This is a genomic window from Drouetiella sp. (genome assembly GCF_059504425.1).
The window spans coordinates 354,095-370,653 of record NZ_JCACIN010000025.1; the positions used below are offsets into that span (position 1 = coordinate 354,095).

Below are 16,559 nucleotides of genomic sequence, written 5' to 3' on the forward strand. Positions count from 1 at the left end.
GATCATCTGCGTCGTGCTTCAGAGTCGTGCTTCAGAGCGATCGCAACAGGTCAAAGTACAGAACATTTCATCAAACACCCCTATCGATAATGACTAATTTTCTGGCGTTGGATTTTGAAACCGCTAACCGTAGCGCCAATAGTGCCTGTGCCATAGGATTAGTCCGGGTAGAGAACGACCAGATTGTAGAGCAAAGCCATTTTTTGATTCGACCGCCGCAGCGCTGGTTTGAATTCACGAATATTCACGGCATTTGCTGGGAGGATGTTGCCGAGCAGCCAGATTTTGGCGAACTATGGTCAGTGCTTGCCCAGCACCTCAGCGGCGTTGATTTTATTGCGGCTCACAACGCTCCCTTTGATCGTCGGGTGCTTTATGCCTGCTGCGAAACCTATGGCATCAGCAAACCTGCCCAAGAATTTCTTTGCACCGTGCAGCTGGCGCGGCGGGTCTGGCAGATTCATCCGACGAAATTGCCCAACGTTTGTGCGCGGCTCAATATTTCGCTCGATCACCACCAGGCGTTATCCGATGCGTCGGCTTGCGCCCAGATCGTCATAGCGGCTCGTCAAGTGACGGGTTCCTCGATCGCGGGTGCCTCTTCAGCCTTACCTTCGTCTTTTAACTCATCTCTAAACTGAGGATGGAAGTAGTCGTAAATCTGCTGCGCCATCTTCGCGCCAATGCCCTGAACTTCTGCAATCTGCTTGGCTGAGGCTTCTCGCAGATAGTCGATAGATCGAAAATGCGCCAAAAGCTGCTTCTGGCGATGGTGCCCCAAACCCGGAATTTCTTCTAAGCGAGAACGCTTCATGCGATCGCTTCTCTGCTGCCGATGGAAGCTGACTGCAAACCGATGGGCTTCATCTCGTAGGCGGCGCAAAAGCTGAACTCCCGGCTGCTCAGCAGTGGTGGCGATCGGCAAAGATTCACCCGGCAAAAAAATCTCCTCGCGCTGCTTGGCAAGACTGACGACCTTCACCTCCTCTAGCAGATTCATGTCTCGCAGCACCTCCACGACCGCCGACAGCTGACCCTTCCCCCCATCAATCATCACCAAATCCGGAAAATCCTTATCGGGCTTCGGCAGCACCCCCAACTCCTGATTCCTGGCTCCTGACTCCTGACTCCGGTCATACTTCCTAAACCGTCGCCGAATCACCTCCGCCATACTGGCAAAGTCATCCGAGTGACCCGATCGCACCGTAGCGTCTTTGATTTTGTAGTGCCGATAGTGTTGTTTTGCGGGCAATCCGTCAATGAAAACCACCTGAGAGGCGACCGCATCAGAACCCTGAATATGGGAAATATCGTAGCCTTCGATCCGGTGGGGCAGATCGGGTAAATCCAGGGCTTCGGCTAAATCTAGCATTGCCTGGTTGTTGCGATCGGCAAACCGCTGGGTTCGCGCCAGTTCATACCCGGCGTTGCGCTCCACCATCTCGATCAGGTCGGCTTTGCTCTGGCGCTGCGGCACAAAGACATTTACCTTCCGTCCGCGCCGCTCAGACAGAAACTCTGCCAGCATCTCACCTTCGGGCAGCTCATGCTGAGTATGAATTTCGGAGGGAATCTCCACCGATTCGACCGTGGAATAATGCTCCTCTAACACCCGCTGCAAGATTTCTCCTGGCGTACCCGACTGCGCATCGGCAACAAATCCCAGCCGACCCACCAGCCGCCCAGCCCGAATCTGGAAAAGCTGAATGCAAGAATGCTGATCGTCAGACATGAGGGCGATCGCGTCTCTCGAAACCGTGTCGTCCGGCAGAGCCACCTTTTGCTCGGCTCCGAGGGACTGCAAGCCGCGAATTTGATCGCGCAACCGCGCCGCATATTCGTAATTCATCTCTTCTGAAGCTTTCTCCATCTGCTTCAGGAGCATATCTTCCAGTTCTTTGGTACGCCCCTGAAAGATCATGGCGATCTTGAGGATAATCTTGCGATACTCTTCGGGCGTAATCAGCTGCTGACAGACTCCCGGACAGCGCCCAATATCGTAGTTGAGGCAAGGGCGATCTTTAAACAAAGGCTGCGGTCGCTGTCGCAAAGGGAACAGCCGCTTCACCAAATGCAGGGTGCTACGCAACACATGCACATCCACGTAAGGCCCATAGTAGCGATCTTTGATTTTGCCCGATCGCCGCTTGCGGGTAATGAAGATGCGGGGATATTCCTCGCTCCAGGTGATGCAAAGATAGGGATATTTTTTATCGTCCTTCAGCAGCACGTTGAAATGGGGCTGATGCTGCTTAATCAGGTTGGCTTCTAGCGCCAAAGCCTCGGCTTCGGTATCTGTGACAATGAACTCAATCTCGGCAATCTGCATCACCATGAGGGCGATCCGAGGATTGAGTTCATGCTTGTCGCGGAAGTACGATCGCACCCGTGACCGCAGTTTCTTGGACTTGCCGATATAGAGAATGTGATCGGTGACATCCCGCATGAAATAGACTCCCGGCTCTGGCGGAATCTCCTTGAGGCGAGTTTCCAGGCGATCGGGATCTTTGACGAGGGGCTGGGGTTTGGAGGAGATGGGCTGAGGGGAACTGGGTGGAGGGGAGGGGGTCACAGGCTGCCGGGGGTTTAGTACAGCGATACCTTTAGGATACTGTTTTTAGCTGTGCTATGGGCAGCAAGCCGTTGGTGATTCTATGCTGAACATTGCTCTTCCAGACCAAGTCGCAGCCTTTGTAGAGGAACAGGCTACAGCGGCTGGCTTCAATACTGCTAATGAATATGTCTATCACTTGATTGTGCGGGAGCAAGAGCGGCTGGCTGAACAGAGGCAGGTCGAAGCGCTGCTGCTAGAAGGATTGGAGAGCGGAAGTCCAATTGAAGCAACAGACGACTGGTGGAACCGCAAGCGCAGCCAACTGATCAAGCGGGTTCATCAGCCAGAAGTAATTCCTCGATCGCCGCACTGAAGCGTTAGAGAACTATGAACAGGCGATCGACATCTATCGTCAAGTCGGGGATCGACTAGGGGAAGCGAATACGCTGGCGGAGTTTGGCAACCTTCACTTTGCCCAGGGTGAATATTCACAAGCCTTGGACTTTTAGCAGCAGCGCCTCGCCATGATGCAGGCAATTGGCGACCGATACAGCGAAGCCGCCGCCCAATACTACATCGGCAGAACCCTGGCACAGCTCGACCAAACCCCGGCAGCAATTCAGGCATACGCCAGCGCCCGCGATATTTTTGCAGACATTCAGCTAGAGAATCTTGTGCAGCTCTGCCAGGAAGCCATTGACGCTTTGAGCCAATGAATCTAGCTTCTGGGATGGGACGCTTTAGCGATAGCGTCACCTCTATGGGCGTTGGGTTTCATCCCTTAGCTCAACTTACATCAGAGACTCGCCGTTGAGACTCAAAGACTCGCTGTTGAGGTTTCAGGGTTCAGCGTCGATGCTTTTCAGTACGTCGTCGATACTTTTCAGTACGCCGTTGATGTTTTTCAGTGCGCGGTTGATGCTTTCCAGTGAGTTGTTGATACTTTTCAGTGAGTTGTTGATGCTTTCCAATGAGTTGTTGATACTTTTCAGTAAGTTGTTGATACTTTTCAGTGAGTTGTTGATACTTTTCAGTGAGTTGTTGATACTTTGAGCTTCAGCGTTGATACTCTGGGGTTCAGCGACGATACTCTGAGATTCAGCGTTGAGGCTTTGCGGTTCAGCAACGAGTGTATAAGCAAATCCTATGACGATCGTTACACCTGGCAGCCCCCTAAATCCCCCAATTCTGGGGGACTTTGAATTCCGGAAGCCCTCCAGAATTGGGGGGTTGGGGGGCGAATGCAGCAGAGTAGCGGGTACTCTACAAAAGTCTGTGATCTCTTGACTCTAATGAAATCTAAGCGCATTCGGGGAACTGCTCCCCAGATCGTCGCTGCTGCTCAACAACTGCGGCAAAATCTTACCCCTGCTGAACAAATTTTGTGGCAAGCTCTCAAGAATCGACAGCTTAATGGATTGAGGTTTCGCTGTCAGCATCCAGTCGGTTCATTCATCGTGGACTTCTATTGCCCCCAATGTCGATTGGTAATTGAACTTGATGGAGAAATCCATCAGCAACAGCTTGAGTATGATATCGATCGCACCCAGCAACTCAGTCACTTCGGCTACCGAGTCATCCGATTTACCAACCAGGAAGTAATAACAGATTTAGACAGGGTTCTCAAGCAAATTCTAAAAGCTAGCCACCCCGAAACCTAACTCTACCTCTCAAAGTCCCCCAGAATTGGGGGGTTGGGGGGCTGAGGAGCTTGAAACCTAGCACAGCAACTTGTGTAGAAAGGGCTGGGAGATGAGAGTTTTAGGCAGCATCCCATCCAAGATCTACTCCTCCGGCGGCTCAAAAATCACATAGAAATAGCCCTGCGGCACCCGGCGAGTCAGGAAGCGCACCAGATCTTCCGCCTCCGATCGATTCGCAGTCCGAGTAATGGCTTTGGGCTTGTGTCCAGGAAATTGGGCAATAACAATCCAGGGGCGATAGTGATTCATTGTATATACGTCTATTTTTAGAATTTAAAAAATAACACGTATATATGTGTTTAGATCGGAATACGGTAATTTAGAAGTGCATTCGCTATGAGTTCAGCCAAAAGCCGTGATCCGCAAAGCCAAAGCCAAAGCCAGAGACGAAAACAAGGTCAAACTGACTTTGACAGTGACCCCAACCGCACGCCATCTCCTCGCAGAGATGGCGGAACTATTCGATCTCAGCCTCTCCGAACTGATGGAGCGCATTGCCCGGAAAGAAATTGGCATCGATCTGGATCGACAGCTCTTGGGGGAATCCTAAGCGAGTCGATCGCCGAACTGGACGATCAACTCGCTGAACTTGAAGCCGACCTCCAGTTCCTTCAGCGCAAACGCGATCGCCTGCAAACCCGCCGCGATCGTGCCGTCCATCTCCACGCCGAATTAGAGCGATCGGGCGGTGAGAGTGAACCCCAACAGCCTTAAGTCCTGTCAGGCATAGCTGCCGATACACTGATAAAAATAAACCTGACGAATCCTCTAATTTCAATGGTCATGCCCTTCAATACCCAACTGTTAGACGAAGCCCTAGCAGAGCGACAAGAAAATCACGAGCAAGAACGCCGGAAAGTCTTGCAGCAGGTTCTAGAATGGCTACAACGATCGGGCGACCAGTATGAGATTCACAGAGCCTATCTTTTTGGTTCGGTGACGCAGCCCATGCGATTCCACGAAGGTTCAGATGTCGATTTGGCAGTTGAGACAGTTGATTCTGTCAAGCAGATTGAGGCGATCGCCGATCTATCAATGGTGCTACTGCGAGATGTCGATATCGTCAATTTACGCCATTGCCACTTTGCCGATCGGATTCGAGAGAGAGGGCTGCTATGGACACGCGACAGCTAGCCGTCTTTACTGCCGATGTCCAATCCCAAATGCAGTTGATTCAGCAGGTCGCCCAGTTGGTTGAGTTGAGGGCGCAAGGTTTGCAGCGAGAGGATGCAGCACGCCTAGAGAGTGTCGCCTATCAAATCCATAACTTCTACAATGCTGTTGAGGATTTGTTGAAAACAATTGCTGTTCAATTTGAAAATCAGATTGCCGATACTTCCCGCTGGCATCAGCTGATTTTGCAGCGCATGACTCAGGAAATAACCGCAGTAAGACCTGCTTTTCTCTCTCAGAGAAGTTTTGCGGCGCTGAATGCTCTACGAGGGTTTCGACATTTCTTCCGTCATGCTTTATGGAGTGCCGATCGATTACGAGCACAGCTCATAGCCAACTTAAACCGTTCCAGAGAAGTTCTTCCGCTATTGGAGCAGGATGTAGCAAAGTTTCTGCAACAGCTGCGATAGCATCTAGCATTGCTTAGGAACATGGATTTAACAAGATGTAATTCTTGGGGGTAGAGACTTAGCATTGCTAAGTCTCTACAGCAGATTGGCTGCACAGGTTATTTAATCCACGATCCTTACAGCAATTTTCAATTGCATAACTCACACTTAACCAAGCGCAAAGCGCTGTACTCTGAAGATAAATTTTTTCTGAAATACTTTGGTTCAAACCCCACAAAAATTCCCCTGTCACCAGACAAGGGAAAAGCTTGTTCTAGGGGTTCACCGCAGCGCCGTCTTACCTCAGTTTTTGACCTGGACGAATCCAGGTGGGCACCTCTGCCCCAGTTTAAAGTTTCCGAGTACAAGCTCGGTATACTGCCACTGGAGTCAATTGGGTTCCCTTATAGACAAAGCAAGATCATAAAACATTATTGGCAGTCACCAACGCCGCAGTAGAACCTGTCCTCATTGTAGCGGCTGAGCCTGCGATCGCAAGTCTTGACATAGGCGGAGAACCGGACTAAAGATCGCGATCGCCTCCTGCCGACTGCACCTGAGTCAAGCCATACTGGATAAGATTAATTCAGGCATAATCTGCTCCATTAGTCTTGATCCAAGAATTATGCACCTTACCGGATGCAGCCCTATCCCAACCGTATGCTTAGGAAACGCTCGGATAAGAATCAGCAATTAGAATCGATGAACACTGCAAAGTTTCAGGGCGAGCTAGAGGCTTTGGGGGAGCGTCTTCAGCAGACGCTACTCAGACTTTCGCCCTTGCTACAGCTTCAGATTCGGTGTGGAATTCGGCAAGAAACGTTGCTGATTCTGGTAGAACATCTGCTGCATATTGAGCCAGATCCAGAGCAAACTCTAGGAGAAATTAAGCGATCGCTCACAGAGATTGCCCCCGACCTCTTCCGATCGGGATTAGTTCACCATGCTACCGGACAAGGTAACTCCTTACCAGTCCGAGTTTACTTGCGTATCGTCGGCTACCAAGAGCCTTACCAATCTCAGGCGTTTACTTTGGAATCGCTGGCACCCGCTACAAAACCTGCTGTGAAACCAGCCGCTCCAGCGCGTCTTGCCGCTCTGCCCCCTCCAGTTCCTGTCATTTTGCCGCCTTCCCCTCCATTGCCTTCTACAAGGGCGGATGAGGGAAGGGTGGATGAGGTTGTTCTGCCGTCGATCGCCGATCGCATCGTTCAGCAACCGGAAACTCAGCCACCCGCCCAGCTCAATGAAGAGCCTGAAGCCTCTGCAATATCTGAAGCTGCCCAGCTTCCTGAAACCGCTCAAGCAGATGAGGAAATTCTTGATCTGAGCTTGGCTGAACCTCTAGAAACAGAGGTTGCCGAAGAAATTGCGGTTGCCAGAGAGATAGAAATTGCCAAAGAAATCGCAATTGCCGAAGAGATAGAAATCGCTAAAGAAATTGCGGCGACTGAAGAAATCGCAATTGCTGAAGAGATAGAAATTATTGAAGAGAGAATTGCCGAAGCTGAGGCGCATCTTGTAGCTGACTTGCCTATTGTCATGCCTACCGCCACGCCCATTGTCTCAGAGCCGATGGCGACCGCGATCGACATTGATGAGATTTCCCATCCCGAAATTTCGTCCTCTGAGCTGACTATTTCTGAACTTGCCGAAGCTGAAAGTACGCAAGCTGGAAGTACGCAAGCTGAAGAAGTTGAGCCGCTTCCTCTTCCTGAACAGCCCGAAACTGAAGCGATCGTTGAAGCCGAAGCGCTCATTGAATCTGAGGAGTCAGTCGAAGCCGAAGAACCCATTGCCGAAGAATCAATTGCCAAAGAACCAGTTGAATCTGAAGAGCCGCCTGCTGACTGGGCAACGACTGAATATCAGCCGCACTTTGAACCGATCGCCGTGGTTGCTGAAGTCACTGAAGTTGCTGAAGCTGAAATTCACGAACCGATCGCCCTTCAAAAAGCGAGTATTGAGCCTGAGATTGCAGAACTTGAGATTGCAGAGCCTGAAGCGATTACACCTGAAGCAATTACACCTGAAATTGCAGAAGCTGCGATTGCAGAACCTGAAACAATTACCCCTGAGATTGCAGAATCTGAAGTAATCACACCTGAAGCAATTACCCCTGCGATTGCAGAACCTGAAACAATTACACCTGAGATTGCAGAAGCTGCGATTGTAGAACTTGAAACAATTACACCTGCGATTGTAGAACCTGAAGCTACAGAACCTGAGATTGCAGAACCGCAAGCGACTCTATCTGAGCCTGCGATCGCGGCTGAATCCTCAACCCCTGTACCTTTGACAGATGGATTACCTACAGCACCCCTTCCGATTCCTCCGGCTGCATCTCAGCCGATCAATCCTCCCGACCAACATCCCAACAAACCTTTTGGAACGCGATTCTCGCTCTCAACGCTGATGTTAGGGGGATCTGTTGGGCTGTTTCTCCTCGTCAGCGGCGCCTATTTTTTGACTCGTCCCTGTGTGGTGGGAGCAGTCTGTGAGCCGCTACAAAAAGCACAGCAGCTTGACCAGAATGCGACTCAGACGATCGCCACCACCGATTCTGCATTAGCCGTCGTTGAAGCCCACGACCAGCTCATCGAAGCCAGCTATCTGCTTGGGAGCATTCCATCCTGGTCGGGGCACCACCAAACCGCACAGACCTTGCAGGCGACCTACGAGAGCAAATCAAAAACAGTTGGGCAAGTTGTCAAAGCCTTGAAACAGGCAAACGCAGCCGCGCTCAAGAGCCAGAACCCGCCCCATCCGCTCCCCAAGTGGCGGCAGATTCAGTGGGATTGGCGAGAGGCGATCGCTACCCTAGAAAAAGTGCCGCCCGATAGCCCGGTTTTAATGCTGTCTCAAAAAAAACTGGCTGAGTACAAAGTCAATCTTGCCAACACCGATCGCCGAGTCTTGGCAGAGCAGAATGCCCAAGATAAAGTCGCAACGGCACGCAAAACCGCAGCAGTTGCCGAAAATCGAGCAGCGATCGCCATCACCTCTGAAAGCTGGCAGCAGGTTTATCTCACCTGGCAAGCTGCCATCGATCTATTGCAGCAAGTGCCCCAAGGCACTATGGCCCATGCGGAAGCTCAACAATTTATTAATCTTTATCAGTCTGCAATGGCGAAAGCCGACAACCAGCGCAACCAAGAGCAGGTTTCCACAGGCTCTTACCAAGAAGCCGTCAACCTAGCAGAGCAAGCTCGAAACTGGGAGCAGCAAAGCCAATGGACACAGGCTGTGGGGCTGTGGCGCAAGGCTGTCATCAATGTTCAGCAGATTCCGCAAGGCACCGCCTACTATAACCAAGCTCAGCCCCTCATTAGCGAATACCAGGCGGCATTGACCCAAGCCGAAGCCAATCTCAACCGATCGAGCGCCATGCAAAGCGTTAAGCCAGACCTCGATCGCGCCTGTTTGGGAACGGTTTCAGCCGCATCTAAATGTACCTATACCCTGTCATCTGATGGCATTCGTATCCAAATTACGCCGCAGTACGATCGAGCCGTAGAAAATGCGATCACCCGTGCCCAAACTCAGGGAAGCGCTAGCGCCCGGACAGCCGTGACAGCTCAGGTGAACGAGCTACTTCAAAATTTGGCGGAGATTGGCAAAACGGCGCAAGTCCCGATCGAGCTTTATAGCTCTGATGGCTCAATCTTCGCCAGCTTTGCGCCAGACCAGTCAGGTTATGTGGCGGAATAAAATCAAAGTAGATTGAAGGGCGCTGCTGATTTCATGTATGAATTTTTTTGAAAGGAGAGCAGAGCAACCCTTTCAAAAAAATTCATACCCAGATTACGCAAACTGGCGGTAGCTGTAAATGAAGATTGCTTTTGTGACCGATCGGCGGATTCTTTGAAAGACTGAGAGGCTGATAGGATTGACCCATAAACTCCCAGGACTCGGCTTCCTGAACTTACGCTATGAGAAGAGCTTTAGGATTGTGGATCATACCAATCGCTTCGTTGATGCCGATCGCATCGCTGATCATGCCAAGCTCTGCAACGGCTGCCACGCGTATCACGGTTTCCTATGGGTTGCTAGAGCGATCGATTTCCGTTAGCTCCTTGACAACTTATGCCCAAGAGGGCACGATCACTGATGACTTTAGCCTCTACACCCGCTACTTAGATGAGGCTCAGCTTCTACAGCTGCGCCAGTTGCTCCGCGCCAAGTCCAACCTTTCGCCTGTTGCAGTCTCTCAGTTTCTCTACACTCAACAGGGCGAAGTGCTGCTCAATCGCTTGGGCGATGTCATTCGCACTGAGTCTAACCTGCCCGGCTTTTATTCTCTGCGATCGGCATTGATTTTGGCGGCTGGTCAACCCGACGGACTCACGGTGCTTAACGTGCTGGAGCAGTTTCCGATCGACGGCATCCGCGTTGACCTCAGCCGCGCTTTGGGAATCTTAGGCGACCTAGAGGCTTTGGTACGTCAAACCCAAGGCGCAATCTCTTTAATTCAGCAACAGTCTGCCCTAGAAGCCCAGAGTGGAACACCAGTCTCTCTGCTGACCTCACCTGACTTGCGATTGCCAGGAACCCTGACCTGGGACACCTATACCCTCAACCTGCGCGATCGCCAGCGGGGTCGGAGTTTCCTCGCAGATGTGTATGTGCCTGAAAGTCAGGTGTCCGCACCCTTGATCATCATTTCCCATGGGCTAGGCTCCGATCGCAGTTCCTTTGCCTATCTGGCGCAGCAGCTTGCCTCCTATGGGTTTTTCGTAGCGGTGCCTGAACATCCGGGCAGCAACGCCGATCAGCTCCAGGCATTAATTTCGGGCAGAGCCAATCAGGTCGCAGAACCTGAAGAATTTATTAATCGTCCCCTAGACATTAAGTTCTTACTCGACGTTCTAGAACGCCGCTCAAAAACCGACGCTCGGTTTGCCGGAAGAATAGATATGCAGCGCGTTGGAGTCATCGGGCAGTCTTTTGGCGGCTATACCGCTCTAGCTTTGGCAGGCGCCAAAATCAACTTTGAGCAGCTGGCGAAGGACTGTGCGCCCAATGACACCCTCAATCTGTCGCTATTGCTCCAGTGTCGCGCCCTAGAGCTGACGCGATCCATCCCTGATTTGCAGGACGATCGCGTCAAAGCCATTATTGCCGTTAATCCGATCGGCGGCAGTTTGATGGGCGAAAAAGACTTTGCCGCCATTCAAATTCCGGTCATGATGGTCAGCGGTGGAGCCGATACGGTGGCTCCGGCTTTAATGGAACAGATTCGCCCCTTTACCTGGCTGCAAACTCCCGACAAATACCTGGTGCTAATGGCACGAGGCACTCATTTTTCGACGATCGATGTTCCCAATGGCGACAGTCAGGCAGTGCCACTGCCACCCAACATCATTGGGCCAGATCCATCGCTAGCGCATACGTATTTGCAGGCCATTAGCGTTGCTTTTTTCGGTACCTATGTTGCGGGTGAGCCAAGCTACCGCCCCTATCTCGGAGCGGGCTATGTCGAAACGCTGAGCAGACCTGTGTTGCCCATTAGCCTAATCCAATCGCTGACCTCAGCACAGCTTGCTGGCGTTCGAGGGCGACCTGTGGAGCCGATCGCTTCTCCTGAAGCAACCCAGACGGGTAGGCAACCGTGACCCAAAACCCTCAAAACCGCTTGAGCTGTTCGATGAGGCGATCGTAGTAGGGAGCCAGAGTTTCCTGTTGCTCAGATGCCACTCGCGTTAGGCTAGCTGTCTTAATGCCTTCCAAACCTATGACCATGGCATCTAGCGGTACCTGCAATTCTTGATAGAGCAACTGCATAGCCTGTAGTCCTTCGGCGCTTGTGTAGTCAGTACGCTGTCCGGCAATGCCGTACGTAATGCAGCGCAAAAAATGCCAGAAATCGCGCCAGCAAGCATCGGCGCGATCGGCAGGGTAAAGCCCGCCACCGGGCTGCGTGATGTTGGGAAAAGTCTCCAAAACCTGACCTCTGGCTTCAGTGATAATTTCATTGACCCGATCGCGGAGCATTTTCACCGTGTCAAGCTGGGAAGAAATAGGAGAAGGAGCGATCGCCTGAATCTCTACCAAATCTTCGTCGGTCAAATAGCGCCCCTGATCGTCGGCTGCCTGAAATCGTTGCAGGATCTCTGGAGCATAGGCGGATTGCCAGGTGGCGAAGCTGACAATTCGGGCTTTTTTAATCAGTTCAAGGGTTTTTTCACTAAGCTGTGGTTTGGTCATGAGAAAGCTTTTCTTAAAAATCTAATTTTCAAACATCTTAATTGACTCGATACTCCTGAATCCAGGTGACGCTGCTCCAGTTGCCCTCGCTATTGTAGCGGCGGATTAGTCGCTGCCGGACACCCGGTGATTGCAGCCAACCTGCCTCCAGAAAAAAAGGCTGCTGGGCATGAATCTGCATCGGACAAGTTGAAGAAGCTCCGTCAGGCAAAAGCACGGTTCGATAGGGCTGTTCATACCAGCTAAAGCTGATGGTGGTGTCTTGGCAGGTGGCGATCGCACTGTGAATCGCATCGTCTTCAGGACTATAAAACTGCTGCAAAAGCTCGCCTTCAGACACGCGATCTAGGCTAAAGAAAGCGTCTGAAATCTTAGGTTCAGGTAGGGATACGTGAGGATGTAGGGTCACGGCTTTACCCTGCCATTCCCCTAATAAATCTTCCAGCTTCAGGCGGGGCTGTTCGGGCGCAACAGATCCGGTGCGCTTCTCTCGAATCAACGTCAGCTGATGCTGGCGACCTGCATTAAAAAACTGCACGAGGCGCGATCGCCGTTCGGCTTTACCCTGGATCTGGTCTTCGCCATCCAGCAAACAAAATTCTGCAATAAATGGGCTGTGAGGTGAAAAATGAGCTTTGCCCTCTGAGAAAGCGCCGTTCTCAAAAAACAGTGCCCCTGAGCCAGGAGCGCTGAAGTCCATCACCAGCTCTTTGGGCTGTAATTCGGCAGAGCCTGGAATAGGGTAAAACCGTTTGAGAACCAGATGAATAGCTTGATTCTGATGAATTCCTTCTAGTGAAATCACGCTGGGAATATCTTGCAGCATCTCGCCTTGAGCCGAGAAGTGGGTAAAAGAACCCTGCCATTCTCCTAAGTTTTGTAGAACGCAGTCCCACTGAGATTTCATGACAGATTGCCACCGAATTGCTACAGATTGTTAGAGTTTACTCCTGCCCTAAACCCCCTAAACCCATAGAATAGAGGCAAGCCAACGAACTTAAGCCAACGAATGATGAGTTCCCTATCTCAAGCTTCTTGCCTCACCCCCCAGCCAAACCGACTGAAAAAACTGCTGCTTCGGGTTTTGAGCTTAATTGTGGCGATCGCGCTAGCCCTTCTCTGGGTCGCACTGGAGGCTGAACCCGCGATCGCTGCGATCGACACCGTCAACTATAACAACGCTAACATCAGCAATCAAGATTTCTCTCATGCTGATCTGAGTGGCAAAGCCTTTGTGGGAGCAGAGATGCGCAACATTAATCTGCAAGGGGCAAACCTTAGCAGCAGCATGATGACCAAAGCGGTGCTGCTCAATGCCAACCTGAGAGATGCCAACTTGACCGATGCTCTGGTCGATCGCGTGTTTTGGGTCGGGGCTGACCTCACCAACGCTATTTTTGAAAACGCCACGATGACCCGCACGAGCTTTCAGGATGTGACCGTGACCGGAGCGGATTTTACCAACGCCATTCTCGATCGCTACGAAATTGCCTTGCTCTGCAAACGGGCTGATGGAGTCAATCCGGTGACAGGCGTAGAAACTAGAGAAAGCTTGGGCTGTCGGTAAAAATTAGGCTGCCGCTATCCAGGGGTGAACAGCTTCCCAGTTGAGGAAATCATTCAGCAACGCCCCGTATCCCATGCTATTAGGATGAAGACCGTCTGAAGAAATTAGCGATCGCCAGCTGTCTTGTCCGAGCCACTGCTCCCAAATATCTAGATAGGGAATTTGGCGATCTAGGCAAGCCAGCCGCGTCGCTTCTTTATAGCGCTGCTGATCGGCATGGCTGTAGTACAGAGAATTGGCGAACGGCATCCGAGCTTCGTCTACAGGTGTCATGCCTACAAAGAACACGGAGCAAAGCTGCTGAGCCTGATCAAGCAGATGGGCAAGATCGTGCTGGAAGTCCTCAAACGCCGTGAAGTTTCTCCCCTTGGCGTGACCCAATCGTGCCGAGTCATTCATGCCTACCGATAGGACGATCGCATCAGGCACACTATGCCGCAACTCCCCTCGATGGCGAAACTCTTGCTCTAATCGCTGGGCTACTTGCCGTACCCCATCTCCTCGCACCCCCAAGTTATACAAAACATGCCCTGGCGTTTCGGGTGTCATCCAGCGCCGACGCAGCCGCTCAACCCAGCCGCCTCCCTCTGGATCGCCAAAGCCATAGACAACGCTGTCTCCCAACGCCACAATTCTCAAAGGCTGCGCTTGAGTGTGGGCAAAGATCAGTTCAGGCGATCGCTGCCGATTCGATTCAGAAGCTAAAGTTTGCATGTTAGGAAGGGGACAAACCTCAATTCAATCAACAAGTCATCTAAGTCAACAGGCAATTAGTCAATAGGCAATAAACCAACAGGCAATAAGCCAACAGGCAATCAAATTTTTGCATTAAAGTTTCGACTGGCTTTATGGGACTTTATCACCCTCGGTACAGGTTAGCAATTCTTTGCACAAGTCCGTGAAAATTTACTGGGAAGCCAGCGGAAAGGGAGTCCAGAATTCAGGATTCAGAATACCTTCTAATTTCCCGTCTCCTGTCTCCTGTCTCCTCTCAATTCCGCTTTAGTTATACTCAATCGTTCCCGATAGCAACGAGCTTTTCCCGATAGAGGCTAACAATCTTGGCAACAACTTCATCAATGCTAAGGGCATCGCTTTGAATCTCGATCGCGTCTTCTGCTTTCCGCAAAGGCGAAATGCGGCGTGTGCTGTCCTGGTGATCCCGATCGGCAATAGACTGTTCCAGCTGCGCCAGCGTCATGTCGGTTCCCTGCAAATCTTGAAACCGTCGGCGCGCCCGTTCGGCAACAGAAGCCGTCAGAAAAATCTTCAGCTCGGCATCGGGAAACACTTGAGTGCCGATGTCTCGCCCATCCATAACCACGCCACCCTTACGCCCATAAGCCTGCTGCCGTTTCATCAGCTCTTGCCGGACGGCGGGCTGAGCTGCGATCGCTGAAACTTGCTCTGTCACCTCTAGGCTACGGATTTCCTGCGTCACGTTGTGACCATTGATCCAAACCTGGGGAGTCGTCCCTAGCTCTTCAGTGCCCAAAACAATTTCACACTGGTTGGCAAGTTCAGCGATCGCGGCTTCGTCGGTGACGGCAATACCGGAATAGAGCGTCAGCCAAGTGACAGCTCGATACATGGCTCCGGTATCCAGATAAATCAATCCCAGAATGTGAGCAACCTGACGTACCACAGTCGATTTTCCGGCTCCGGCAGGGCCGTCGATTGCCAAAATCGGCTGACGGTTGCGTAGCAGCATGTTGTCAATTAGGCGAGTGGAACCCACATATGCGGCGATCGCCAGTAATCCAAGATCTTCGATTTGTTCTAGGGGAGCCATAGTATCGGGGTGTACGAGGTCAATATACTGAGGTTTGACTTGTGGAACGGTTGAGAGTTCCTGCTGAAGAATGCCAAGCAGATCTCCGCGCAATACTTTACCGTCTTTTAGCGCCTGTTTAGCGCGGCGCAGGCTCCGATAAAGAACGGTGGCTTGCGATCGCTCTTCCTCAGATAGGTAGCGGTTGCGAGAGCTGAGCGCCAGACCGTCAGCTTCCCGGACGATCGGGCAGCCAACTACCTCAACGGGCAGGTTCAGATCGACCACGACGCGGCGCAGAATGGCAAGCTGCTGGGCATCTTTTTGACCTAAGTAAAGGCGATCGGGTTGGATGATGCCAATCAGCTTTGTGACCACAGTGGCAACTCCCGGAAAATGATCGGGACGAAACGCCCCACAGAGCGTTGCCATTAGAGAAGTCGGGGGAGTCACCTGAGTCAATTCACCACTGCCATAGAGTTCGGCGGTGCTAGGGGCAAAGATCACGTTTACCCCTGCTGCCTGACAAAGCTGTTGGTCTGTCTCTAGCGTCCGAGGATAGTGCTGAAAATCTTCATGGGGCGCAAATTGCAGCGGGTTAACAAAAATGCTGACCACGACAAGGTCATTTTCTTGTCTCGCCTGCTGAATTAAGCTGAGATGTCCTGCATGAAGTGCGCCCATAGTTGGCACTAAACCTACGCGGGACAGGTTGCCTATCAATCGATCGCCCCTAGAAGGCTCCCTGCGAGACAGGTTACTCAGGGCGATCGATTGTGTGAATCGATGCAGGTTCAGATAGCGGCGCAACCCCGCAATGGTGGTAAACAGGCGCACCAGAATCTCCCAGGCTTAAAGGGTGTTGAGTGACTGTATTCAGGGAAACTATTTGACGAATAAATAGGGAAAATCAGGACTTCGTTTAGTAGTGTACAAAATTCCAGCGAAACCCTGCTCCGATCGCGCCAATCTGCGTATAACTCGATCGTCATTGAGTCTTCAGGTGCAACCTCATGGCTGAATCTTATTGCTGATACCCACCTCATACCGCTTTAAAGTCTAAACGGGGCAGATATTTTTTGAGAGCTGCGCGAAGCGCAGCTCTCAAAAAATATCTGCCCCATCACCAGTTTAAATTGGTTAGGACTTACGCAAGCCCTCTAGCTGTAGTGCATTTTTGTTGTGTGTGGTGGGC

Annotated in this window: 17 protein-coding genes and 1 other RNA gene; 10 read left to right on the plus strand and 8 right to left on the minus strand. The window is 51.6% G+C overall.

What is annotated here, in order from left to right; all coding sequences use genetic code 11:
* Positions 1 to 89: 89 nt before the first annotated feature.
* Positions 90 to 641, plus strand: coding sequence for a 3'-5' exonuclease (locus AC5JMP_RS07140; RefSeq protein ID WP_495850737.1), 552 nt, complete (start codon positions 90 to 92; stop codon positions 639 to 641).
* Here AC5JMP_RS07140 and uvrC read toward each other — a convergent pair.
* Positions 569 to 2,536, minus strand: a complete 1,968-nt coding sequence (uvrC, locus tag AC5JMP_RS07145; RefSeq protein ID WP_495850770.1) for an excinuclease ABC subunit UvrC — start codon at positions 2,534 to 2,536, stop codon at positions 569 to 571. The two genes, AC5JMP_RS07140 and uvrC, sit on opposite strands and share 73 nt — an antisense overlap.
* 118 nt (positions 2,537 to 2,654) lie before the next feature.
* Between uvrC and AC5JMP_RS07150 the strand changes: the two genes are divergently transcribed.
* From AC5JMP_RS07150 to AC5JMP_RS07165, 4 genes are all read left to right on the plus strand, one after another.
* Entirely contained in the window at positions 2,655 to 2,927 is a 273-nt protein-coding gene (locus AC5JMP_RS07150) for a ribbon-helix-helix domain-containing protein (RefSeq protein WP_495850738.1), read from the plus strand.
* Between the two features lie 31 nt (positions 2,928 to 2,958).
* A complete protein-coding gene (locus tag AC5JMP_RS07155; RefSeq protein ID WP_495850771.1) occupies positions 2,959 to 3,063 on the plus strand; it encodes a hypothetical protein in 105 nt (34 codons plus the stop codon).
* A 15-nt stretch (positions 3,064 to 3,078) separates the two neighbouring features.
* Positions 3,079 to 3,270 carry a hypothetical protein gene (locus tag AC5JMP_RS07160; RefSeq protein ID WP_495850739.1) on the plus strand — a complete coding sequence of 64 codons (192 nt, stop codon included), beginning with the start codon at positions 3,079 to 3,081 and terminating at the stop codon, positions 3,268 to 3,270.
* A gap of 576 nt (positions 3,271 to 3,846) precedes the next feature.
* Positions 3,847 to 4,215, plus strand: a complete 369-nt coding sequence (locus AC5JMP_RS07165; RefSeq protein WP_495850740.1) for an endonuclease domain-containing protein — start codon at positions 3,847 to 3,849, stop codon at positions 4,213 to 4,215.
* A 123-nt stretch (positions 4,216 to 4,338) separates the two neighbouring features.
* Here AC5JMP_RS07165 and AC5JMP_RS07170 read toward each other — a convergent pair whose 3' ends face one another.
* The gene (locus AC5JMP_RS07170; protein ID WP_495850741.1) at positions 4,339 to 4,506 is read right to left on the minus strand and encodes a hypothetical protein; all 168 of its coding nucleotides are present in this window, start codon (positions 4,504 to 4,506) and stop codon (positions 4,339 to 4,341) included.
* 208 nt (positions 4,507 to 4,714) lie between these two features.
* On the minus strand, positions 4,715 to 5,035 hold the full coding sequence (locus AC5JMP_RS07175; RefSeq protein WP_495850742.1) for a hypothetical protein: 321 nt from the start codon (positions 5,033 to 5,035) through the stop codon (positions 4,715 to 4,717).
* A 5-nt stretch (positions 5,036 to 5,040) separates the two neighbouring features.
* Between AC5JMP_RS07175 and AC5JMP_RS07180 the strand changes: the two genes are divergently transcribed.
* Both AC5JMP_RS07180 and AC5JMP_RS07185 read left to right on the plus strand, forming a co-directional pair.
* Entirely contained in the window at positions 5,041 to 5,391 is a 351-nt protein-coding gene (locus AC5JMP_RS07180) for a nucleotidyltransferase family protein (protein ID WP_495850743.1), read from the plus strand.
* Complete coding sequence (locus AC5JMP_RS07185; RefSeq protein ID WP_495850744.1) at positions 5,373 to 5,840, plus strand: ribonuclease toxin HepT-like protein; 468 nt, start codon at positions 5,373 to 5,375, stop codon at positions 5,838 to 5,840. Before AC5JMP_RS07180 ends, AC5JMP_RS07185 begins: the two co-directional genes overlap by 19 nt.
* Before the next feature lie 257 nt (positions 5,841 to 6,097).
* Here the strand turns inward: AC5JMP_RS07185 and ssrS are convergent.
* Positions 6,098 to 6,281: non-coding RNA, 6S RNA (gene ssrS, locus AC5JMP_RS07190), on the minus strand.
* 240 nt (positions 6,282 to 6,521) lie between these two features.
* Between ssrS and AC5JMP_RS07195 the strand changes: the two genes are divergently transcribed.
* Complete coding sequence (locus AC5JMP_RS07195) at positions 6,522 to 9,530, plus strand: hypothetical protein (RefSeq protein ID WP_495850745.1); 3,009 nt, start codon at positions 6,522 to 6,524, stop codon at positions 9,528 to 9,530.
* A 239-nt stretch (positions 9,531 to 9,769) separates the two neighbouring features.
* Positions 9,770 to 11,434, plus strand: a complete 1,665-nt coding sequence (locus AC5JMP_RS07200) for an alpha/beta hydrolase (RefSeq protein ID WP_495850746.1) — start codon at positions 9,770 to 9,772, stop codon at positions 11,432 to 11,434.
* A gap of 10 nt (positions 11,435 to 11,444) precedes the next feature.
* Here AC5JMP_RS07200 and AC5JMP_RS07205 read toward each other — a convergent pair whose 3' ends face one another.
* Both AC5JMP_RS07205 and AC5JMP_RS07210 read right to left on the minus strand, forming a co-directional pair.
* Complete coding sequence (locus AC5JMP_RS07205; RefSeq protein WP_495850747.1) at positions 11,445 to 12,026, minus strand: phycobilisome protein; 582 nt, start codon at positions 12,024 to 12,026, stop codon at positions 11,445 to 11,447.
* Positions 12,027 to 12,063: 37 nt separating this feature from the next.
* Positions 12,064 to 12,933 carry a DUF3598 family protein gene (locus tag AC5JMP_RS07210; protein WP_495850748.1) on the minus strand — a complete coding sequence of 290 codons (870 nt, stop codon included), beginning with the start codon at positions 12,931 to 12,933 and terminating at the stop codon, positions 12,064 to 12,066.
* A gap of 102 nt (positions 12,934 to 13,035) precedes the next feature.
* Between AC5JMP_RS07210 and AC5JMP_RS07215 the strand changes: the two genes are divergently transcribed.
* Entirely contained in the window at positions 13,036 to 13,593 is a 558-nt protein-coding gene (locus AC5JMP_RS07215; RefSeq protein ID WP_495850749.1) for a pentapeptide repeat-containing protein, read from the plus strand.
* Between the two features lie 3 nt (positions 13,594 to 13,596).
* Here AC5JMP_RS07215 and AC5JMP_RS07220 read toward each other — a convergent pair whose 3' ends face one another.
* Together AC5JMP_RS07220 and AC5JMP_RS07225 are read right to left on the minus strand one after the other, a co-directional pair.
* Positions 13,597 to 14,307: a GDSL-type esterase/lipase family protein gene (locus tag AC5JMP_RS07220; RefSeq protein WP_495850750.1), complete on the minus strand. Its 711-nt coding sequence runs from the start codon at positions 14,305 to 14,307 to the stop codon at positions 13,597 to 13,599.
* 298 nt (positions 14,308 to 14,605) lie between these two features.
* Entirely contained in the window at positions 14,606 to 16,201 is a 1,596-nt protein-coding gene (locus AC5JMP_RS07225) for a bifunctional pantoate--beta-alanine ligase/(d)CMP kinase (RefSeq protein WP_495850751.1), read from the minus strand.
* Positions 16,202 to 16,559: the final 358 nt, after the last annotated feature.

Coding starts and splice junctions, on each gene's coding strand:
- AC5JMP_RS07140 (WP_495850737.1), top strand. CDS start 90: ATGACTAATTTTCTGGCGTTGGATTTTGAAACCGCTAACCGTAGCGCC.
- AC5JMP_RS07150 (WP_495850738.1), top strand. CDS start 2,655: ATGCTGAACATTGCTCTTCCAGACCAAGTCGCAGCCTTTGTAGAGGAA.
- AC5JMP_RS07160 (WP_495850739.1), top strand. CDS start 3,079: ATGATGCAGGCAATTGGCGACCGATACAGCGAAGCCGCCGCCCAATAC.
- AC5JMP_RS07165 (WP_495850740.1), top strand. CDS start 3,847: ATGAAATCTAAGCGCATTCGGGGAACTGCTCCCCAGATCGTCGCTGCT.
- AC5JMP_RS07170 (WP_495850741.1), bottom strand. CDS start 4,506: ATGAATCACTATCGCCCCTGGATTGTTATTGCCCAATTTCCTGGACAC.
- AC5JMP_RS07180 (WP_495850743.1), top strand. CDS start 5,041: ATGCCCTTCAATACCCAACTGTTAGACGAAGCCCTAGCAGAGCGACAA.
- AC5JMP_RS07185 (WP_495850744.1), top strand. CDS start 5,373: ATGGACACGCGACAGCTAGCCGTCTTTACTGCCGATGTCCAATCCCAA.
- AC5JMP_RS07195 (WP_495850745.1), top strand. CDS start 6,522: ATGAACACTGCAAAGTTTCAGGGCGAGCTAGAGGCTTTGGGGGAGCGT.
- AC5JMP_RS07205 (WP_495850747.1), bottom strand. CDS start 12,026: ATGACCAAACCACAGCTTAGTGAAAAAACCCTTGAACTGATTAAAAAA.
- AC5JMP_RS07210 (WP_495850748.1), bottom strand. CDS start 12,933: ATGAAATCTCAGTGGGACTGCGTTCTACAAAACTTAGGAGAATGGCAG.
- AC5JMP_RS07215 (WP_495850749.1), top strand. CDS start 13,036: ATGATGAGTTCCCTATCTCAAGCTTCTTGCCTCACCCCCCAGCCAAAC.
- AC5JMP_RS07220 (WP_495850750.1), bottom strand. CDS start 14,307: ATGCAAACTTTAGCTTCTGAATCGAATCGGCAGCGATCGCCTGAACTG.